15 protein-coding genes and 1 pseudogene are annotated in these 14,790 nt (G+C 62.1%); 7 read left to right on the top strand and 9 right to left on the bottom strand.

Going from position 1 to position 14,790, the window contains the following annotated elements:
- Window positions 1–311: 311 nt before the first annotated feature.
- Window positions 312–1,223, top strand: a pseudogene (locus DMO26_RS26315) (YifB family Mg chelatase-like AAA ATPase); the annotation flags it as partial.
- A 112-nt stretch (window positions 1,224–1,335) separates the two neighbouring features.
- Here the strand turns inward: DMO26_RS26315 and cysK are convergent.
- Entirely contained in the window at window positions 1,336–2,298 is a 963-nt protein-coding gene (gene cysK, locus DMO26_RS26320) for a cysteine synthase A (protein ID WP_117195303.1), read from the bottom strand.
- A 278-nt stretch (window positions 2,299–2,576) separates the two neighbouring features.
- Here cysK and DMO26_RS26325 point away from each other — a divergent pair, with 278 nt between their 5' ends.
- Entirely contained in the window at window positions 2,577–3,098 is a 522-nt protein-coding gene (locus tag DMO26_RS26325) for a Dps family protein (protein ID WP_117195304.1), read from the top strand.
- Between the two features lie 33 nt (window positions 3,099–3,131).
- Here the strand turns inward: DMO26_RS26325 and dut are convergent, their stop codons facing one another.
- Entirely contained in the window at window positions 3,132–3,602 is a 471-nt protein-coding gene (gene dut, locus DMO26_RS26330; RefSeq protein WP_117195305.1) for a dUTP diphosphatase, read from the bottom strand.
- Window positions 3,603–3,692: 90 nt separating this feature from the next.
- Between dut and DMO26_RS26335 the strand changes: the two genes are divergently transcribed.
- On the top strand, window positions 3,693–5,276 hold the full coding sequence (locus DMO26_RS26335; RefSeq protein ID WP_117195306.1) for a peptide chain release factor 3: 1,584 nt from the start codon (window positions 3,693–3,695) through the stop codon (window positions 5,274–5,276).
- A 9-nt stretch (window positions 5,277–5,285) separates the two neighbouring features.
- On the opposite strand, the gene DMO26_RS26340 is transcribed toward DMO26_RS26335, so the two are convergent.
- Window positions 5,286–5,672 carry a RidA family protein gene (locus DMO26_RS26340; protein WP_117195307.1) on the bottom strand — a complete coding sequence of 129 codons (387 nt, stop codon included), beginning with the start codon at window positions 5,670–5,672 and terminating at the stop codon, window positions 5,286–5,288.
- Window positions 5,673–5,751: 79 nt separating this feature from the next.
- Between DMO26_RS26340 and DMO26_RS26345 the strand changes: the two genes are divergently transcribed.
- On the top strand, window positions 5,752–6,279 hold the full coding sequence (locus DMO26_RS26345; RefSeq protein ID WP_117195308.1) for an Lrp/AsnC family transcriptional regulator: 528 nt from the start codon (window positions 5,752–5,754) through the stop codon (window positions 6,277–6,279).
- 15 nt (window positions 6,280–6,294) lie between these two features.
- Here DMO26_RS26345 and DMO26_RS26350 read toward each other — a convergent pair whose 3' ends face one another.
- Entirely contained in the window at window positions 6,295–7,233 is a 939-nt protein-coding gene (locus DMO26_RS26350; protein WP_117195309.1) for a threonine/serine dehydratase, read from the bottom strand.
- A 51-nt stretch (window positions 7,234–7,284) separates the two neighbouring features.
- Between DMO26_RS26350 and DMO26_RS26355 the strand changes: the two genes are divergently transcribed.
- Window positions 7,285–7,587, top strand: a complete 303-nt coding sequence (locus DMO26_RS26355) for an ArsR/SmtB family transcription factor (protein WP_117195310.1) — start codon at window positions 7,285–7,287, stop codon at window positions 7,585–7,587.
- 265 nt (window positions 7,588–7,852) lie between these two features.
- Here DMO26_RS26355 and DMO26_RS26365 read toward each other — a convergent pair whose 3' ends face one another.
- A complete protein-coding gene (locus DMO26_RS26365) occupies window positions 7,853–8,758 on the bottom strand; it encodes a LysR substrate-binding domain-containing protein (RefSeq protein WP_117195311.1) in 906 nt (301 codons plus the stop codon).
- A gap of 108 nt (window positions 8,759–8,866) precedes the next feature.
- Between DMO26_RS26365 and DMO26_RS26370 the strand changes: the two genes are divergently transcribed.
- Complete coding sequence (locus DMO26_RS26370; RefSeq protein ID WP_117195312.1) at window positions 8,867–9,574, top strand: glutathione S-transferase family protein; 708 nt, start codon at window positions 8,867–8,869, stop codon at window positions 9,572–9,574.
- A gap of 227 nt (window positions 9,575–9,801) precedes the next feature.
- Here the strand turns inward: DMO26_RS26370 and otsA are convergent, their stop codons facing one another.
- Both otsA and otsB read right to left on the bottom strand, forming a co-directional pair.
- Complete coding sequence (otsA, locus tag DMO26_RS26375) at window positions 9,802–11,178, bottom strand: alpha,alpha-trehalose-phosphate synthase (UDP-forming) (RefSeq protein ID WP_117195313.1); 1,377 nt, start codon at window positions 11,176–11,178, stop codon at window positions 9,802–9,804.
- Window positions 11,175–12,002, bottom strand: coding sequence for a trehalose-phosphatase (otsB, locus tag DMO26_RS26380; protein WP_226951429.1), 828 nt, complete (start codon window positions 12,000–12,002; stop codon window positions 11,175–11,177). Before otsB ends, otsA begins: the two co-directional genes overlap by 4 nt.
- A 195-nt stretch (window positions 12,003–12,197) precedes the next feature.
- Here otsB and DMO26_RS26385 point away from each other — a divergent pair, with 195 nt between their 5' ends.
- On the top strand, window positions 12,198–13,004 hold the full coding sequence (locus DMO26_RS26385; RefSeq protein ID WP_117195314.1) for a class II glutamine amidotransferase: 807 nt from the start codon (window positions 12,198–12,200) through the stop codon (window positions 13,002–13,004).
- A gap of 16 nt (window positions 13,005–13,020) precedes the next feature.
- Here DMO26_RS26385 and DMO26_RS26390 read toward each other — a convergent pair whose 3' ends face one another.
- Window positions 13,021–13,386 (bottom strand): MmcQ/YjbR family DNA-binding protein, encoded by a 366-nt coding sequence (locus DMO26_RS26390; protein ID WP_117195315.1) that lies wholly within the window; start codon window positions 13,384–13,386, stop codon window positions 13,021–13,023.
- A gap of 1 nt (window position 13,387) precedes the next feature.
- Entirely contained in the window at window positions 13,388–14,599 is a 1,212-nt protein-coding gene (gene coaBC, locus DMO26_RS26395; protein WP_117195316.1) for a bifunctional phosphopantothenoylcysteine decarboxylase/phosphopantothenate--cysteine ligase CoaBC, read from the bottom strand.
- Window positions 14,600–14,790: the final 191 nt, after the last annotated feature.

Below are 14,790 nucleotides of genomic sequence, written 5' to 3' on the forward strand. Positions count from 1 at the left end.
GACATAGCTGAAGAGTTCCCCCGTCCGAACATCGCCGCCACGCATTCCATAATCCCCAAAGCCCCTCGGACGCAGTGAATCATTTCGAAGCAGTCAATGCCAGTGGCTTTTTCAACAGCCTGCTAGATAGAGGGCGAGCACGGCGCAACCGTCAATAGGTTTTCACCATCTATGTGGGCGAAGTGTTGCTTTGAATTTTCGTCGCGGCAACGGGAGGAAGTGAAGCGCGATCCCGAGTGAAACCCAAGACAGGTATCGATCCTCATTGCCGTTTTTAGGTCGGTTGGCAGAAAATCACGAGAGTGACCTGAGGCGGACCTATTTTGCTGATGGTCGGCCCGCCCGGCTCGGGAAAGTCCATGCTCGCGGCACGCCTGCCGTTCATCCTGCCGCCGCTTTCGGCCGCCGAACTTCTGGAAGTCTCGATGATCCATTCGATCGCCGGGCAGCTTTCCGGCGGCAAGCTTTCCGATCGACGGCCCTATCGCGCGCCGCATCATTCCGCCACCATGGCGGCGCTGGTGGGCGGCGGCCTGCGCGCCAGGCCGGGTGAAGCCTCGCTTGCTCATCATGGTGTGCTCTTCCTTGATGAGTTTCCGGAATTCTCGCCCCAGGTGCTCGACGCGCTCCGCCAGCCGCTGGAAAGCGGAGAATGCATCATCGCCCGGGCCAATCATCGCGTTTCCTATCCCGCCAGCATCCAGCTCGTCGCCGCCATGAACCCCTGCCGCTGCGGCATGGCCGGCGAGCCGGGCCATAGCTGCGCCCGCAGTCCGCGCTGCGCAGCCGACTATCAGGCTCGCATTTCCGGCCCACTGATGGACCGTATCGACATTCGCATCGACGTACCTGCTGTCTCGGCCGTCGATCTCATCCGCCCGGCGCCGGCGGAAAAAAGCGCCGACGTGGCAAAACGGGTCGCCGGCGCCCGCGAGCTGCAGAGGGAACGTTTCGAACGGGCCGGTGCCTCGGGCACGCTCACCAATGCGCGCTGCTCGACCTAGCTGATCGAGACATTCGCCGAACCGGAGCCGAGCGGGCTGCAATTGCTGCGCGATGCGGCGGAGAAGCTGAAGTTCTCCGCCCGAGGTTATCACCGCGTATTGAAGGTTGCCCGCACGCTCGCCGACCTGGAGGGCAAGGCGACGGTCGGCCGTATCCATCTTGCCGAGGCGATCTCCTATCGCATCGCCGGCGAACGGCTGGCGACCGCGGTGGCGTGAATAGGGTGGGTGGTGAATGAGTTGTTGGGGATGGTGTTTTGCGGTTGCCGATGGCCGGTACCCGCCGATACTACCCACTACCCACTACCCACTACCCACTACCCACTACCCACTAATTCCCCAGCCCTTCGAACAGCGCCGTCGAAAGATAACGTTCGGCAAAGGAAGGAATGACGACCACAAGGTTCTTGCCGGCGTTTTCCTCGCGGCGGCCGACTTCGATGGCTGCGGTCAATGCGGCACCCGAGGAAATGCCGACGGGCACGCCTTCGAGCTTGGCGACAAGACGGGCCATCTCCATTGCCTCGGTGCTGTTGACGGTGACGATCTCGTCATAGATGTGCGTGTCGAGGATCCTCGGCGCAAAGCCGGCGCCGATGCCCTGGATCTTGTGCGGGCCAGGCTGGCCGCCGGACAGTACGGGGGATTCCTCCGGCTCGACGGCGATCACCTTGAGGTTCGGATTGCGGCCTTTCAGCATCTGGCCGGCACCGGTGATCGTGCCGCCCGTGCCGATGCCGGAGACGAAGATGTCCACCTTGCCCTCCGTATCGTTCCAGATTTCTTCGGCCGTCGTCTTGCGGTGGATTTCCGGGTTAGCCGGGTTTTCGAACTGCTGGGGAATGATCGCATCGGGCAGCGAAGCAGCCAGTTCCTCCGCTTTCGCAATTGCACCCTTCATGCCTTTGGGGCCTTCGGTCAGCACCAGTTCGGCGCCGAGCAGCGCCAGCATCTTGCGACGCTCGACCGACATGGTCTCCGGCATGGTAAGGATGAGCTTGTAGCCCTTGGCGGCAGCGGCGAAGGCGAGCGCGATGCCCGTATTCCCAGAGGTCGGCTCGATGAGCGTCGTCTTGCCGGGCGTGATCTTGCCCTCGGCCTCCAGGCTCTCGATCATGGCGACGCCGATACGGTCCTTCACCGAGGCGATCGGATTGAAGAACTCGAGCTTGGCGAGCAGGTTGGCCTTGACGCCCTTCTCCTTCGCCAGCTTGTCGAGCCGCACGATCGGCGTATCGCCGATCGTTTCGGTGATGGAGGAGTAGATCCGGCCGCGGCCCGGCTTCTTGGACATGTGCTTTCTCCCTGGTCGGTCACTGAGCTGTCTGAGAACATAGGTACAAAGGGGCCAGGAAGCCAGCCGGCTTTGATCCGGGATAAGCCGTTCCCGGAGAAAAACATGCGCTTGGAAAAGAGGATTAGGAATGGTTTGCTCATTGTTGACTGCGACAGAAGGTCCTCGCAATTCGGAAAATGTTCCCATTGAAATTGCCGCGGACGGCGGCACTTTAAATCACGTGGTCGCGAGGTTCCCGATGAACTCGCACTCGATCTTTCAAGGGGATTGGATCCATGTCCGACGACAGTACCGCTAAGAACCGTAAGCATGCAGCGCTTTCCACGCCGTCCGATCTCGGCTCGAATGCTGTGAAGGATATTGCCGCCGCGCTGACGACGCTGCTTGCCGATGTGTTTGCCCTTTATCTCAAGACCAAGAATTTCCATTGGCATATGTCCGGTCCGCATTTCCGGGATTATCATCTGCTTCTCGACGAGCAGGCCGAGCAGATCTTCGCGATGACGGACGAGATTGCCGAGCGCGCCCGCAAGATCGGCGGCACCACGCTGCGCTCGGTCGGTCATGCTTCCCGCCTGCAGCGCCTTTCCGACAACGATGCCGATTTCGTCACGCCGGACGATATGCTGGCGGAGCTTCGGGATGACAACAAGCGGCTGATCGGGCTTCTCAGGGAAACCCATGATCTCTGCGACGAGCACAACGACGTCGCGACCGCCAGTCTCCTCGAAAACTGGATCGACGAAGCCGAACGCAGACACTGGTTCCTGTTCGAGACCACCCGTCGCGAAAGATAGTTTCTCGTGCCGTTTTGAAATGCCGGCGTCGCCTCAGACGCCGGTCGAACCGAAGCCGCCCGCACCGCGCGCGGTGGCGCTCGTCTCCGAAATCTCCGCGACCCGCGCTTGCGTTACCGGCGCCACGACGAGCTGGGCGATCCGCAGGCCTCGGGTGATCACGAAATCCTCGTCGCCGAGATTGATCAGCAGCACCTTCACCTCGCCGCGATAATCGCTGTCGATCGTGCCGGGCGTGTTGAGGCAGGTAATGCCGTGCTTGAAAGCAAGACCGGAGCGCGGGCGTACCTGCATTTCGAAGCCTTCCGGGATTTCGAAGATAAAACCGGTCGGCACCAGCGCCCGCTTGCCCGGCGCGATCGTCAGCGGCGCCTCTTCCGCAACGGCAGCCCGGACGTCCATGCCGGCGGCGCCGGCGGTTTCATAGGACGGCAGGTCGAGGCCCGCGCCATGCGGCAGGCGGACGAGATTGAGCTTGGGCGAGGATGGGGTGTGGATGTTCATAGGGCATTACTTTGCCGCCAAGGCCTGCAGGTCAATTGCATTGACGGGCTTTAATCGCTAGATACGCCCGCAATTCACAGGATTTAAAAAATGCCCGAGACCATTGCCGAGGCGGTATCCCGCCGTCGCACATTCGCAATTATTGCCCATCCGGATGCCGGCAAGACGACGCTCACCGAAAAGCTGCTGCTGTTCGGCGGCGCCATCCAGCTTGCCGGCGAAGTGAAGGCCAAGAAGGATCGCATCCAGACCCGTTCCGACTGGATGAAGATCGAGCGCGAGCGCGGCATCTCGGTCGTCACCTCGGTCATGACCTTCGAATATGACGGCAACGTCTTCAACATTCTCGATACGCCCGGCCACGAGGACTTCGCCGACGACACCTATCGCACGCTGACAGCGGTGGACGCAGCGGTGATGGTGATCGACGCGGCAAAGGGTATCGAGCCGCGCACGCTGAAGCTTTTCGAAGTCTGCCGCATGCGCGATATCCCGATCATCACATTCGTCAACAAGATGGACCGCGAAAGCCGCGATCCCTTCGAGATTCTGGATGAGGTCGAAGAAAAGCTGGCGCTCGACTGCGCCCCGGTCACCTGGCCGATCGGCCGCTCGAAGACCTTCTGCGGCTCTTATCATCTTGCCGAAAATACGGTGCGCGGCTCGGATACCGAGGTGACGCCGACCAAGGTCAACGGCCCGCAATCCGTCGCCGACCGCCTGCCGGAAAACGAGCGCGACGCCTTCGTCGAAGAGACGGAATTGGCGATCGAGGCCTGCAGGCCCTTCGACAGGCAGGCCTTCCTTGAAGGCCATATGACGCCGGTCTTCTTCGGCTCGGCGCTCAGGAATTTCGGCGTCCGCGATCTTATCGATGCGCTCGGTGACTTCGCGCCGCCGCCGCGTGATCAGGTGGCCGACATCCGCAAGGTGCATGCCGCCGAAGACAGGATGACCGCCTTCGTCTTCAAGATCCAGGCGAACATGGACCCGAACCATCGCGACCGCATCGCCTTTGCCCGCATCTGCTCCGGCAAGTTGGAGCGCGGCATGAAGGCGCGGCTGTCGCGCACGGGCAAGCAACTGGGATTGACGGCGCCGCAATTCTTCTTCGCCTCGCAGCGCCAGTTGGCGGACACAGCCTATGCCGGCGATGTGGTCGGCATCCCGAACCACGGCACGCTGCGCATCGGCGACACGCTGACCGAGGGCGAGCCGCTGGTCTTCCAGGGCGTCCCGAACTTCTCGCCTGAAATCCTTCGCCGCGTCCGGCTGGAAGATGCCATGAAGGCGAAAAAGCTCAAGGAGGCCCTGCAGCAGATGGCGGAAGAGGGCGTCGTGCAGCTCTTTTCGCCGGAAGACGGCTCGCCGGCCATAGTCGGCGTCGTCGGCGCACTGCAGCTTGACGTCTTGAAGGAGCGGCTATCGGCGGAATACGGCCTGCCGGTTTCCTTTGAAATGTCGCGTTTCTCCGTCTGCCGCTGGGTCTCGTCGGACAATCCCACCGACCTCGAAAAATTCCTGACGGTCAAACGCGGCGACATTGCCCGCGATCTCGACGGCGATCCCGTCTTCCTGGCGCAGGACGCATTTTCCCTGCGTTATGAAGCGGAGCGGTATCCGACGATCAAGATGGTGGCGATCAAGGAATATCATGTCGCTAAGGCGGCGTGATTTCGCGCGTCACGCTGCGGCGATGATCTCGATCTCAACCAGCCAGTCGTCGCTCAGCGTTGCGACGACAATGGCGGTGGTCGGTATGCGGCGGCTTCCAAGCGCCGCCAGCCGCGCGTTCTGGTTCGCCTCCACATAAGAGGCGTCACGCAGATAGCTGGTCAGTCTCACGATATTGCTCGTGGTCATTTCCGCTTCGGCGAGAATGCGTTCCAGGTTCGACCAGATAAGGGCGAGCTGCGCATCGAGGTCGGTACCCGGGACCCCTGTCTTGTCGAGCCCCATCGTGCCGCTGACGAAGAGAAAGCGCTGCGGGTGGCGCACTTCCATGGCATGCACATAATCGGGCGTGGCGGCATAAATGTCGTCCGCGGGGTTTCTGACGATGAGGTACATCTATTTCTCATGGATTTTATCTGGCACTGGCGCAATCTTGCCGAAGATTATTCAGGAGAGAAGCGGAAGATTCGGAAAAATGGAAAATATAGAAGACATTCGGCCGAAGCGGCGGGAGCCGGCCGTACTCGATTCCTTCGACCGAAGAATATTAGCCGCGCTCGCTGCCGATGCGGACCGGAGTTATGCCGCGCTCGGCGAAAAGGTCGGCCTTTCGCCGCCGGCGGTACATGAGCGGGTGAAACGGCTGAAACGCTCCGGTGTGATCCGCGACGTGGTGGCACGGCTGGATGGCACCGCGGTCGGCAAGCCGCTGATCGCTTTCGTGCATGTCGAGGCTGCTGGCTGGGGCAAGAGCGAGCGATTGATGCAGATCGCCCGCTTTCCGGAAGTCGAGGAAATGCATTCCGTCGCTGGCGATGCGAGCATGATCCTCAAGGTGAGGATGGAAAGCCCGCAGGCGCTGGAATTCCTGCTGGGCCAGATCCATTCCGTGCCCGGAGTGCGCGGCACGAAGAGCTATATCGCGCTTTCCACCTATCTCGACCGGCCGGTTCAGGCAGAGGTCACGGCCGACTGGCCGAATGTGCCCCTTCCGCCGGAATGAGGATTGCCGGTGTTTTTAGCCGAACTTGACGGCCGTTGTGTTGGAACCGCAGACCAGCACGCAAACCTTCTCGTCCGGCCCCGGCACATATTTCCCGGAAAGCAGCGCCGCGAAGGCTGCCGCTCCGCCCGGTTCTGCAACGAGCCGTGCGCCGGCCCACAGCGCTTTCTGGGCATGGAGGATATCTTCATCCGTGACCAGCACCGGCGGCTCGACGAACCGCTGCGCCACGGGGAACATCAACTGCCCCACCTGTTTCGGCGCCAGCGAATCCGCCGCGATGCCACCGGCCGGCGCATCCACCGGCTTGCCGGCCTTGAAGGCTTCGTGAAGCGTCGGCGCACCGTCGGATTCGACGGCGACGATCTTCACCCGCCCGCGCAGCCACGACGCAATGCCGCCAATCAGCCCGCCACCGCCGACCGCGACCAGCAGCGTGGTCATATGTGGCAGGTCTTCCTCGATCTCCTTGCCGAGTGTCCCCTGGCCGGTCAGCGTTTCCGCCTGGTCATAGGCATGGATCGGCAGTGCGCCGCTTGTCTCCACATAGGTTTCGCTCGCAGCCAGCGCATCCGCATAACGGTCGCCGCCCACCACCAGTTCGGCGCCATAGGAGCGGATCAGGTCGATCTTGGCCTGTGAGGCGACGCTCGGCACGAAGATATGCGCCGGCACGCCCCGTTCCCGCGCAGCATAGGCCACCGCCGCGCCGTGATTGCCGCCCGAGGCGGCGACGACGCCGGCCGACGGAACTTCACGGGTCAGGAGGCTGGTAAAGGCGCCGCGCACCTTGAACGAGCCGGAATGCTGCAGGAGCTCGAGCTTCAGATCGGCCGGCATGGCCTTGCCCCCGAAATCCTTCAGATCGATGCGCATGACCGGCGTGCGGCGGATGAAGGGGCGGATGAGCTTTTCGGCTTCGGCTATGCGTTCCTGCGTGACTTCGATCGACATGATGACCTCTTGGAATATTGACTTTAGTTCGTTACTTGGCAAATTAACGAAATGCAAGATTCCGATATTCTGAAAGCCTTCGCCAACGATCGCCGGCTCGTCATTCTGGATTGGCTGAAGTGCCCACGCGAGCATTTTATGCCGCAGGTCGATGGCGATCTGGTGGAGGACGGCGTCTGTGCCGTGTTGATCGCCGAAAAGCTCGGAGTCTCGCCGGCAACGCTCAGCGAACATATGCGCATTCTCGTCCAGGCGGAACTCGTGCACGCCAGACGAATCAAGCAGTGGATCTTCTATCGCCGCAACGAGGAAAGGATCGAGGCACTGAAGAACGGGCTCTTCGCCAACCTTTAGAGCGTTTCCTGGTTATATTGAAGCATTCTGCCGGAGCAGGTTTTCGTCAGGGCGGAGGCGATTGGCGAGAGGCATACCTCGTGGTACGTCCGAGCCGATCGCCTCCGCCCTGACGGAAAGATGCCCGGCCCTCGGGTTGGCTGAAACGGGCCGCCTGATCGACCGGCCGGCTTGGCCGTAGAGCCTGGCTACGACGCGCGCCGGCCGGTCGACCATCCGACTCCGTTTGAGCCAACAGAATGCTTCAATATAACCAGGAAACGCTCTAACACGCTTCGACCCCGATCTTCTCGCTGAGGAAATCCACCACTGCCCGCACGGCTGGAAGCTGACCGCGGCGGTGCGGCATCAGGATCGTGGTGGTGATGCTGCCGACGGTCCATTCGGGCAGCAGACGGACGAGCCTGCCATCTTCCAGGGCGCCGCGGCAGACGGAGGTCGGCAGGCACGTGAGGCCGAGACCTGCGAGCGCGGCCTTCATCATCACCATGGGTTCGTCCGCGGCAGTGACAGGCTTAGGCGTTACGGAAACTTCCTCGCCCTCGGTCGAGACCATTCGCCAGGTCGTGTCGTTCAGCCCGGCGGTGATGGCGGGATAACCGCCGATCTCTTCAGGCCGCTGCGGCACGTCATGCGCCTCGACGTAGTCCGGCGAAGCCACCAGGAAGAAGGGATGCGTGGCAAGTTTGCGTTGCAGGAGGCTGGAATCCGGCAGCGATGCTTGGTGGCTGCGCACGGCGATATCGAAACCCTCCTGCACGATGTCGACGAAGCGGTCGCTCACGTGCAGCGAGAGCATCAACTTCGGAAAACGTCGGGATAGTTCGGCCAGGTGATCGGCGATGATGAACTGCGCGGTCGGCACCGCAGCCGTCATTCGCACGATGCCGCTCGGTTCGCCGAGATGCGTACGCACGATGGCCTCCGCCATCTCCGCCTCGATCACCGAAGCCTGTGCGTGCCGGAAGAAATCCCGGCCGAGATCGGTCAGCGAGAAACTGCGCGAGGTGCGCTGGATGAGCCGCACCCCGAGGCGGTTCTCGAGTTCGGCCACCCGCTTACTGACAGTGGATTTGGGTACTCCAAGCCGGCGGCCGGCGGCGGAGAATCCGCCATGCTCTACCGCCTGGACGAAGAAATGCAGGTCGTTGAGGTTCAGTGGCGCGGCCATACATCCTCCAGATTTGTGAACTTTGAGGTGCAATAGTGGCATCTGGTGCCGCATCGTCCATGAAATCATATTCACGTCATCCGCAAAATCAAAGAGAGGAATGATGCGATGACACCGATTCTGTTTTATGGCGTGCCGGAAGGATGCTCCTTCGGCTCGATCGTCGCGCTCGAATGGACGGGCGCTCCCTACCGCCTCTGCCGCATCGACATGCCCGGTACGGTATCGAGCAATGCGTATGGCCCGATCAACCCAGTGCACGAAACCCCGTCGCTGATGCTGCCGAATGGCCATGTGCTGAGCGAAAGCATGGCGATCCTCAACCACATTGCCGCCCGCACGGTTGCCAAAGGCTGGGGTTTCGAGCCGAAGTCGGAAAAGTTCGATCGGCTGAACCAGATGCTCGCCTTCCTCAACACCAGCTTCTTCAACGCTTTCAGCCCGCTCTGGCATGTGGTGGAGCACGAGTTGGAGGCATCGGCAAAGGAAGTGATCCGTGCTTATGGCATCGCCAAAGTGGAAAAGGCGCATGCTCAGCTCGAAACCCTGCTCGGCGGCCGCGATTGGCTGGTCGGAGAGGAGAAGAGCTTGGCGGACGCCTATTTCGCAGGCATTGCCCGCTGGAACGATTTCCACCAAGCCGTCGATCGTCGGCAGTTCCCGGCGGTGAGCGCACTCTACGATCGGCTGCAAGGGGACGCGGCGATGCGTTTCGCCTGGGCAATCGAGCATGAGGCGGAGGCAAAAACCACCGGCCAGTTCCTCGGCCATGTGACCCTTCAAGAGGCGCTGGGCGAGATCAGGCAGGCCGCTTGACCGAGGTATCGCTGGCCGCGGCGATGCGGATGCGGCGCGCCTCCAGGCTGACACCCCTTTTGCCGGTTGGCGGTGCTTGAGCCGCTCTCCACTTTACGGCACGCCGCTTCTCGACCTCAAGCCGGACCGCACCCGCCAGCGTCCCAGATCTTAACGACCGCAGATCATCGAGAAGTGATCACCTGCCGATACTCGGTGCGCACATGTGCTGTCGCGGTGCCTTTGGGTCATGCCGATGTAAGATCCTGCAGGAAATCCCTGCACCAGCGGTTGATGTCATTCTTCAGGAGATGCTCCATCATCTTCTCCCAGCGCTGCTTGCGCTCTTCGAGCGACATGGTGAGGCCGCGGGCGATCGCATGCGCTGTCCCCTCGATGTCGTAGGGGTTGACGAGGAGTGCGCCGGTCAGCTCGCGGGCCGCTCCCGCAAAGCGCGACAGCACCAGCACGCCGGGATTTTCCGGATCCTGGGCGGCGACATATTCCTTGGCGACGAGGTTCATGCCGTCGCGCAGCGGCGTCACCAGCCCGATCCGCGCCAGTCGATAGAGGCCGGCAAGCACGGGCCGCCCGATCGAGCGATTGATGTAACGGATCGGCACCCAGTCGACCGTGCCGATCGCGCCGTTCACCCGGCCGGCCTGTTCGGCCACGGTGCGTTGCATCTGTTCGTATTCAGGTACTTCCGAACGGGATTTCGGCGTGATCTGCAGATAGGTCACCTTGTTTTGGAAGCCCGGGTTGAGAGTGACGAATTTCTCGAAAGCATCGATGCGCTGAGTGATTCCTTTGGAATAATCCAGACGGTCCACGCCGATGATCAGATCGCGGCCCTCGACGCTCTGCTTGGCCTTGCGCACCATCACGTTGCTGGCCGCCTTCCTGGCATATTCCGCAAAGGCGGCGGTTTCGATGCTGATCGAATACCTGCCGCCCTTGAAGGTGCGGCCATAGGAGGTGAACTTGCCTTCGCTCAGCCGCTCGCCGATCCCTTCCCGTACCAGGCCGCCGCCGAAATTATCGAGGTCGTGATCCGTCTGGAAACCGACGAGGTCGTAATGGGACAGCCCCCGCATGATCTCCTCGTGGACGGGCATCGTGAACAATACGTCCGCAGGCGGCCATGGAATATGCAGGAAGAAGCCGATCTTGTTGGTAAGTCCCATCTGACGCAGTTCCGCCGCAAGCGGGATCAGATGATAATCATGTATCCAGATGATGTCGTCCTCCTTCAGCAGCGGCGCGAGCCGATGGGCGAAGAAGCGGTTGACGCGGAAGTAACCGGCCATCTCCTTGCGACCGTATTCGGCAAGGTCCAGGCGATAGTGGCAGATGGGCCAAAGTACCCGGTTGGCAAAACCGTGATAATACTCTTCCACGTCCTTCTTGGTGAGATCGGTCAGCGCATAGGTGATGTTTCCATGCGTCTTTATGTCGAGCGGCGCGGGCTCCTTCACGCCGCTGGATTTGCCGGACCAGCCCATCCAGATGCCGCCATGCTCTTCGAGCGCTGCCTGCAATGCCACGGCAAGTCCGCCGGCGGGCGCCTCGCCGCTTTTCTGGGGCAGGGTTACGCGGTTTGAAATGACCACAAGACGGCTCAAGGTGTTTCCTTTCGGCCAGGCTGGAACGCGGCCTCGGCAGCCGCCGCGATGATCACGCGAAGTGCGCCGGCCGATGGAAGGGTAGCTGTCGCCTCGGTCGCGGCGGGGGTCTCGGCGATGCGGATCGAATGGCCGCCGAACTCGTTGGCGACTCGAAACATCGCCTCGTCGGTCACGTCGTCGCCGATGGCAATGGGCCGGCGGCCTTCGAACGGCGGCTGATCGAGAAAGGCCTTCAGTGCATGACCCTTGCTCGCCTGTGCCGGACGGATTTCCTCCACCATCTTGCCGTGCTGCAGCGCGAAATCCGGTCCCGCCATAGCGAGATAGCGCTCCATCATCGCCGCGATTGCCTCGCGGCATTCGGGCACCTGGCGATAGTGCACCGCGACTGCCGCGCCCTTGTCTTCCACCAGAACGCCGGGCCATTGCATCGCCTCGCGGCGAAGTGCGGCTTTCAGCGTTTCGAACTCGCCGCCGACCTCGATGCGGCTGATTGCGCCGGACGGATCGCGGCGCTCGGACCCGTGCAGCCCGGCGATCGGGAATTTATAAGGCTCGAAAAGCCGGTCGGCATAAGGCAATGCCCGCCCGGTGACGAGGGCGAGTGCACCGCCGAGCCTGCGGAAGAGGTGATGCAGGTCTCGCGGCAGGCCGGGCGGAACCACGATTTTGTCGGGCGTATCGGCAAGATCGATCAGCGTACCGTCGATATCCAGAAACAGCGCCCATCGCTCCGGTTCGAGCACGAGCTTTTCAAGGATCGGATTGCCCGGGTTTCCGCCACGGATGGCGGTCGGGCTCGGCATTTCCTGACGCGGCATTCGGGTCCATTTAGGTCTCGACGCGGCTTCGGCAAGCGCGAAACACAACGGCATGTCGCAAAAATTGATATTTCGTTTGCCAAAAATCTGTCACGAGAGTCCCGGTTTTATGTTTCGTTAAGCATTTGTCGAGACCCTGAAATTCCGGATATTCGAGCCGCGGACGGGCGGCCAGCGTTGGAGCAGCAAAGACCCATGTGCCGTTGGGCAGCCTATCGCGGCGAACCGCTTTACCTCGAAGAGCTTGTTTCCTCGCCGGCTCATTCTCTGATCGAGCAATCCCATTGCGCCACCCGCGCCAAGACGGCGACGAACGGCGACGGTTTCGGTATCGCCTGGTACGGCGACCGCCCCGAGCCCGGGCGCTATCGTGACATTCTGCCGGCCTGGTCCGACTGCAACCTGAAGAGCCTCGCGCGGCAGATCCGCTCGCCGCTCTTCCTGGCCCATGTGCGGGCGGCGACCCATGGCGGTACGCGGCGCGACAACTGCCACCCCTTCGTGCACGGTCATTGGTCCTTCATGCACAACGGCCAGATTTCCGGTTTCGACGCCATCCGCCGGCACATGGAATCGATGCTCGGCGACGAGCTTTTCCATGCACGCACCGGCACGACGGATTCCGAACTGCTCTTCCTGCTGGCGCTGGAGTTCGGCCTGGACGGCAACCCTATCGGTGCCATGGAAAAGGCGATCGCTACGGTGGAAAGCCTGTCGCGCGAAAAATCCGGCGAGGCGCTGGTGCGCTTCACCGCGGCCTTTTCCAATGGCCGTGAACTCTATGCCATCCGTTACGCGACGGATCATAAGCCTCCGACGCTCTATGCGGCCCCGATGGGGGAGGGCAAAGGCGGCAAAACGGGCTACTGTCTCGTTTCCGAGCCACTCAACGACGAGGCGGATACCTGGGCGGAAATTCCCGACGGCAGCGCCGTAAAGGTTTGCCCGGATGGCATGCAGGCCCTGCTGTTCCAGCCGCAGGTGCTGCAGAACGCTGCCTGACCCCTGTAAGCAGTCGTCACGACGTCAGCGCGATTCCCAGTTCCTGCCGGAGCTTTTTCGTCAGACCGGCTGCCACCAGTTCATGCGAGCGGGTCAGGTAGTGCTTCACCTCCTCGGCAGAAAGAGGCGCGTGGATATGGATCTCCACCCATTTGCGTTTGGCGAAATACGGCGCCTGCCCGATGCCTTCGAGCGCCGTCAGGATCTCGAAACTTTCTTCCGTGCATTTCGCTACCACCCGTGCTTGTCCGTCTTCGCCGGAGAGCAGGGTGAAGACCTTGCCGCCGACTTTCGCCACATGCGAATCCCACTGGTCGACGAAGGATGTGCCGGGCAGGCTTTTCACGAATGCGTCGAAACCCTTGCGTTCGAAAACGCTCATCTCATGTCTCCATCAGGCGGGCGGCGATCAATGCCGCCAGACGGTCCGCGACCTCCTCTTTGCCGAGGTCCGGCCATTCGTCGATGCCGTTCGCGCTGATGATCTTCACCTTGTTGCGGATGCCGCCCATCACGCCGGTCTCCGGCGAGACGTCGTTGGCGACGATCATGTCGGCACCCTTGCGCTCCAGTTTCGCTCGGCCGTTGTTCACCACGTCCTGCGTTTCGGCCGCGAAGCCGACCACCAGTTTCGGCCGCTTTTCGTGATGACCGACGGTTTTGAGGATGTCGGGGTTTTCGGCAAGTTGCAGCGGCGGTGGCGGCTCGCCCGGTTGTTTCTTGATCTTTTGGCCGGCGGAGGAGGCGACGCGCCAGTCCGCGACGGCCGCTACCATCACCGCGATATCGGCCGGCAGGCGTGAGATCACCGCCTGAAGCATTTCCTCGGCCCGCTCCACATGCACGGTCCGCACACCTGCCGGATCGGGTATCGTCACCGGACCCGAGACGAGGGCGACGTCGGCACCAAGCTTTGCCAGCGCGGCGGCGATCGCATGGCCCTGCCGGCCTGAGGAGCGGTTGGCGATGTAGCGCACCGGGTCGATGGGCTCGTGGGTCGGGCCGGAGGTGACGATGACGGTCCTGCCGGCAAGCGGCTTCGGCCCGCCGTCGAGCAGTTTGACGACCGCCGAAACGATCTCCAGCGGTTCGGCCATTCGCCCGACACCCGCCTCGTTGCTTTCCGCCATCTCGCCGGCCATCGGACCGACGAAATGGATACCGTCGCGCTTCAACGTCTCGGCATTGCGCCTGGTCGGCGGCGCGTCCCACATCTTGGGGTTCATGGCGGGCGCGATCAGTACCGGCCGGTCGGTGGCGAGCAGCACGGCGCTGGCAAGGTCGTCTGCCAGCCCATGCGCCATCTTCGCCATCAGGTCGGCGCTTGCCGGTGCGACGACCACCAGATCGGTATCGCGGGCGAGCCGGATATGCCCGACGTCCTGTTCGTCCTCGCGCGAAAAGAGGTCGAGATAGACATGGCCGGCGGAAAGCGCCCCGACCGCGAGCGGCGTGATGAATTCCTGCGCCGCCTTGGTCATGACCGGCCGCACGCTCGCCCCGTGCTCGCGAAGCCGGCGGATGAGATCGAGGCTCTTGTAGGCCGCGATGCCGCCGGAAATGATCAGAAGGATGCGCTTGCCCGAAAGTTCCATGCCTTGACCCGCGATGACAGTGGCCGGAAGCTAAGCCTTTGCCGTTCGAAGTCAATCGGCATCGATGGGGGGCAGTTTGCCCCGGCTTGCATGGAGATCGGGACTGCGCTACTCCTGTCCGCGGCCGGATGCGGCCAGCCGCCCGCGGGTTTTCAGCCAAGGTGAATGCATCCTACGAATTCTCATCCTTG

Origin of the sequence: Rhizobium terrae (assembly GCF_003425685.1) — a bacterium.
Lineage (GTDB): Bacteria > Pseudomonadota > Alphaproteobacteria > Rhizobiales > Rhizobiaceae > Neorhizobium > Neorhizobium terrae.

Coding starts and splice junctions, on each gene's coding strand:
- cysK (WP_117195303.1), bottom strand. CDS start 2,298: ATGTCCAAGAAGCCGGGCCGCGGCCGGATCTACTCCTCCATCACCGAA.
- DMO26_RS26325 (WP_117195304.1), top strand. CDS start 2,577: ATGTCCGACGACAGTACCGCTAAGAACCGTAAGCATGCAGCGCTTTCC.
- dut (WP_117195305.1), bottom strand. CDS start 3,602: ATGAACATCCACACCCCATCCTCGCCCAAGCTCAATCTCGTCCGCCTG.
- DMO26_RS26335 (WP_117195306.1), top strand. CDS start 3,693: ATGCCCGAGACCATTGCCGAGGCGGTATCCCGCCGTCGCACATTCGCA.
- DMO26_RS26340 (WP_117195307.1), bottom strand. CDS start 5,672: ATGTACCTCATCGTCAGAAACCCCGCGGACGACATTTATGCCGCCACG.
- DMO26_RS26345 (WP_117195308.1), top strand. CDS start 5,752: ATGGAAAATATAGAAGACATTCGGCCGAAGCGGCGGGAGCCGGCCGTA.
- DMO26_RS26350 (WP_117195309.1), bottom strand. CDS start 7,233: ATGTCGATCGAAGTCACGCAGGAACGCATAGCCGAAGCCGAAAAGCTC.
- DMO26_RS26355 (WP_117195310.1), top strand. CDS start 7,285: ATGCAAGATTCCGATATTCTGAAAGCCTTCGCCAACGATCGCCGGCTC.
- DMO26_RS26365 (WP_117195311.1), bottom strand. CDS start 8,758: ATGGCCGCGCCACTGAACCTCAACGACCTGCATTTCTTCGTCCAGGCG.
- DMO26_RS26370 (WP_117195312.1), top strand. CDS start 8,867: ATGACACCGATTCTGTTTTATGGCGTGCCGGAAGGATGCTCCTTCGGC.
- otsB (WP_226951429.1), bottom strand. CDS start 12,002: ATGCCGCGTCAGGAAATGCCGAGCCCGACCGCCATCCGTGGCGGAAAC.
- DMO26_RS26385 (WP_117195314.1), top strand. CDS start 12,198: ATGTGCCGTTGGGCAGCCTATCGCGGCGAACCGCTTTACCTCGAAGAG.
- DMO26_RS26390 (WP_117195315.1), bottom strand. CDS start 13,386: ATGAGCGTTTTCGAACGCAAGGGTTTCGACGCATTCGTGAAAAGCCTG.
- coaBC (WP_117195316.1), bottom strand. CDS start 14,599: ATGGAACTTTCGGGCAAGCGCATCCTTCTGATCATTTCCGGCGGCATC.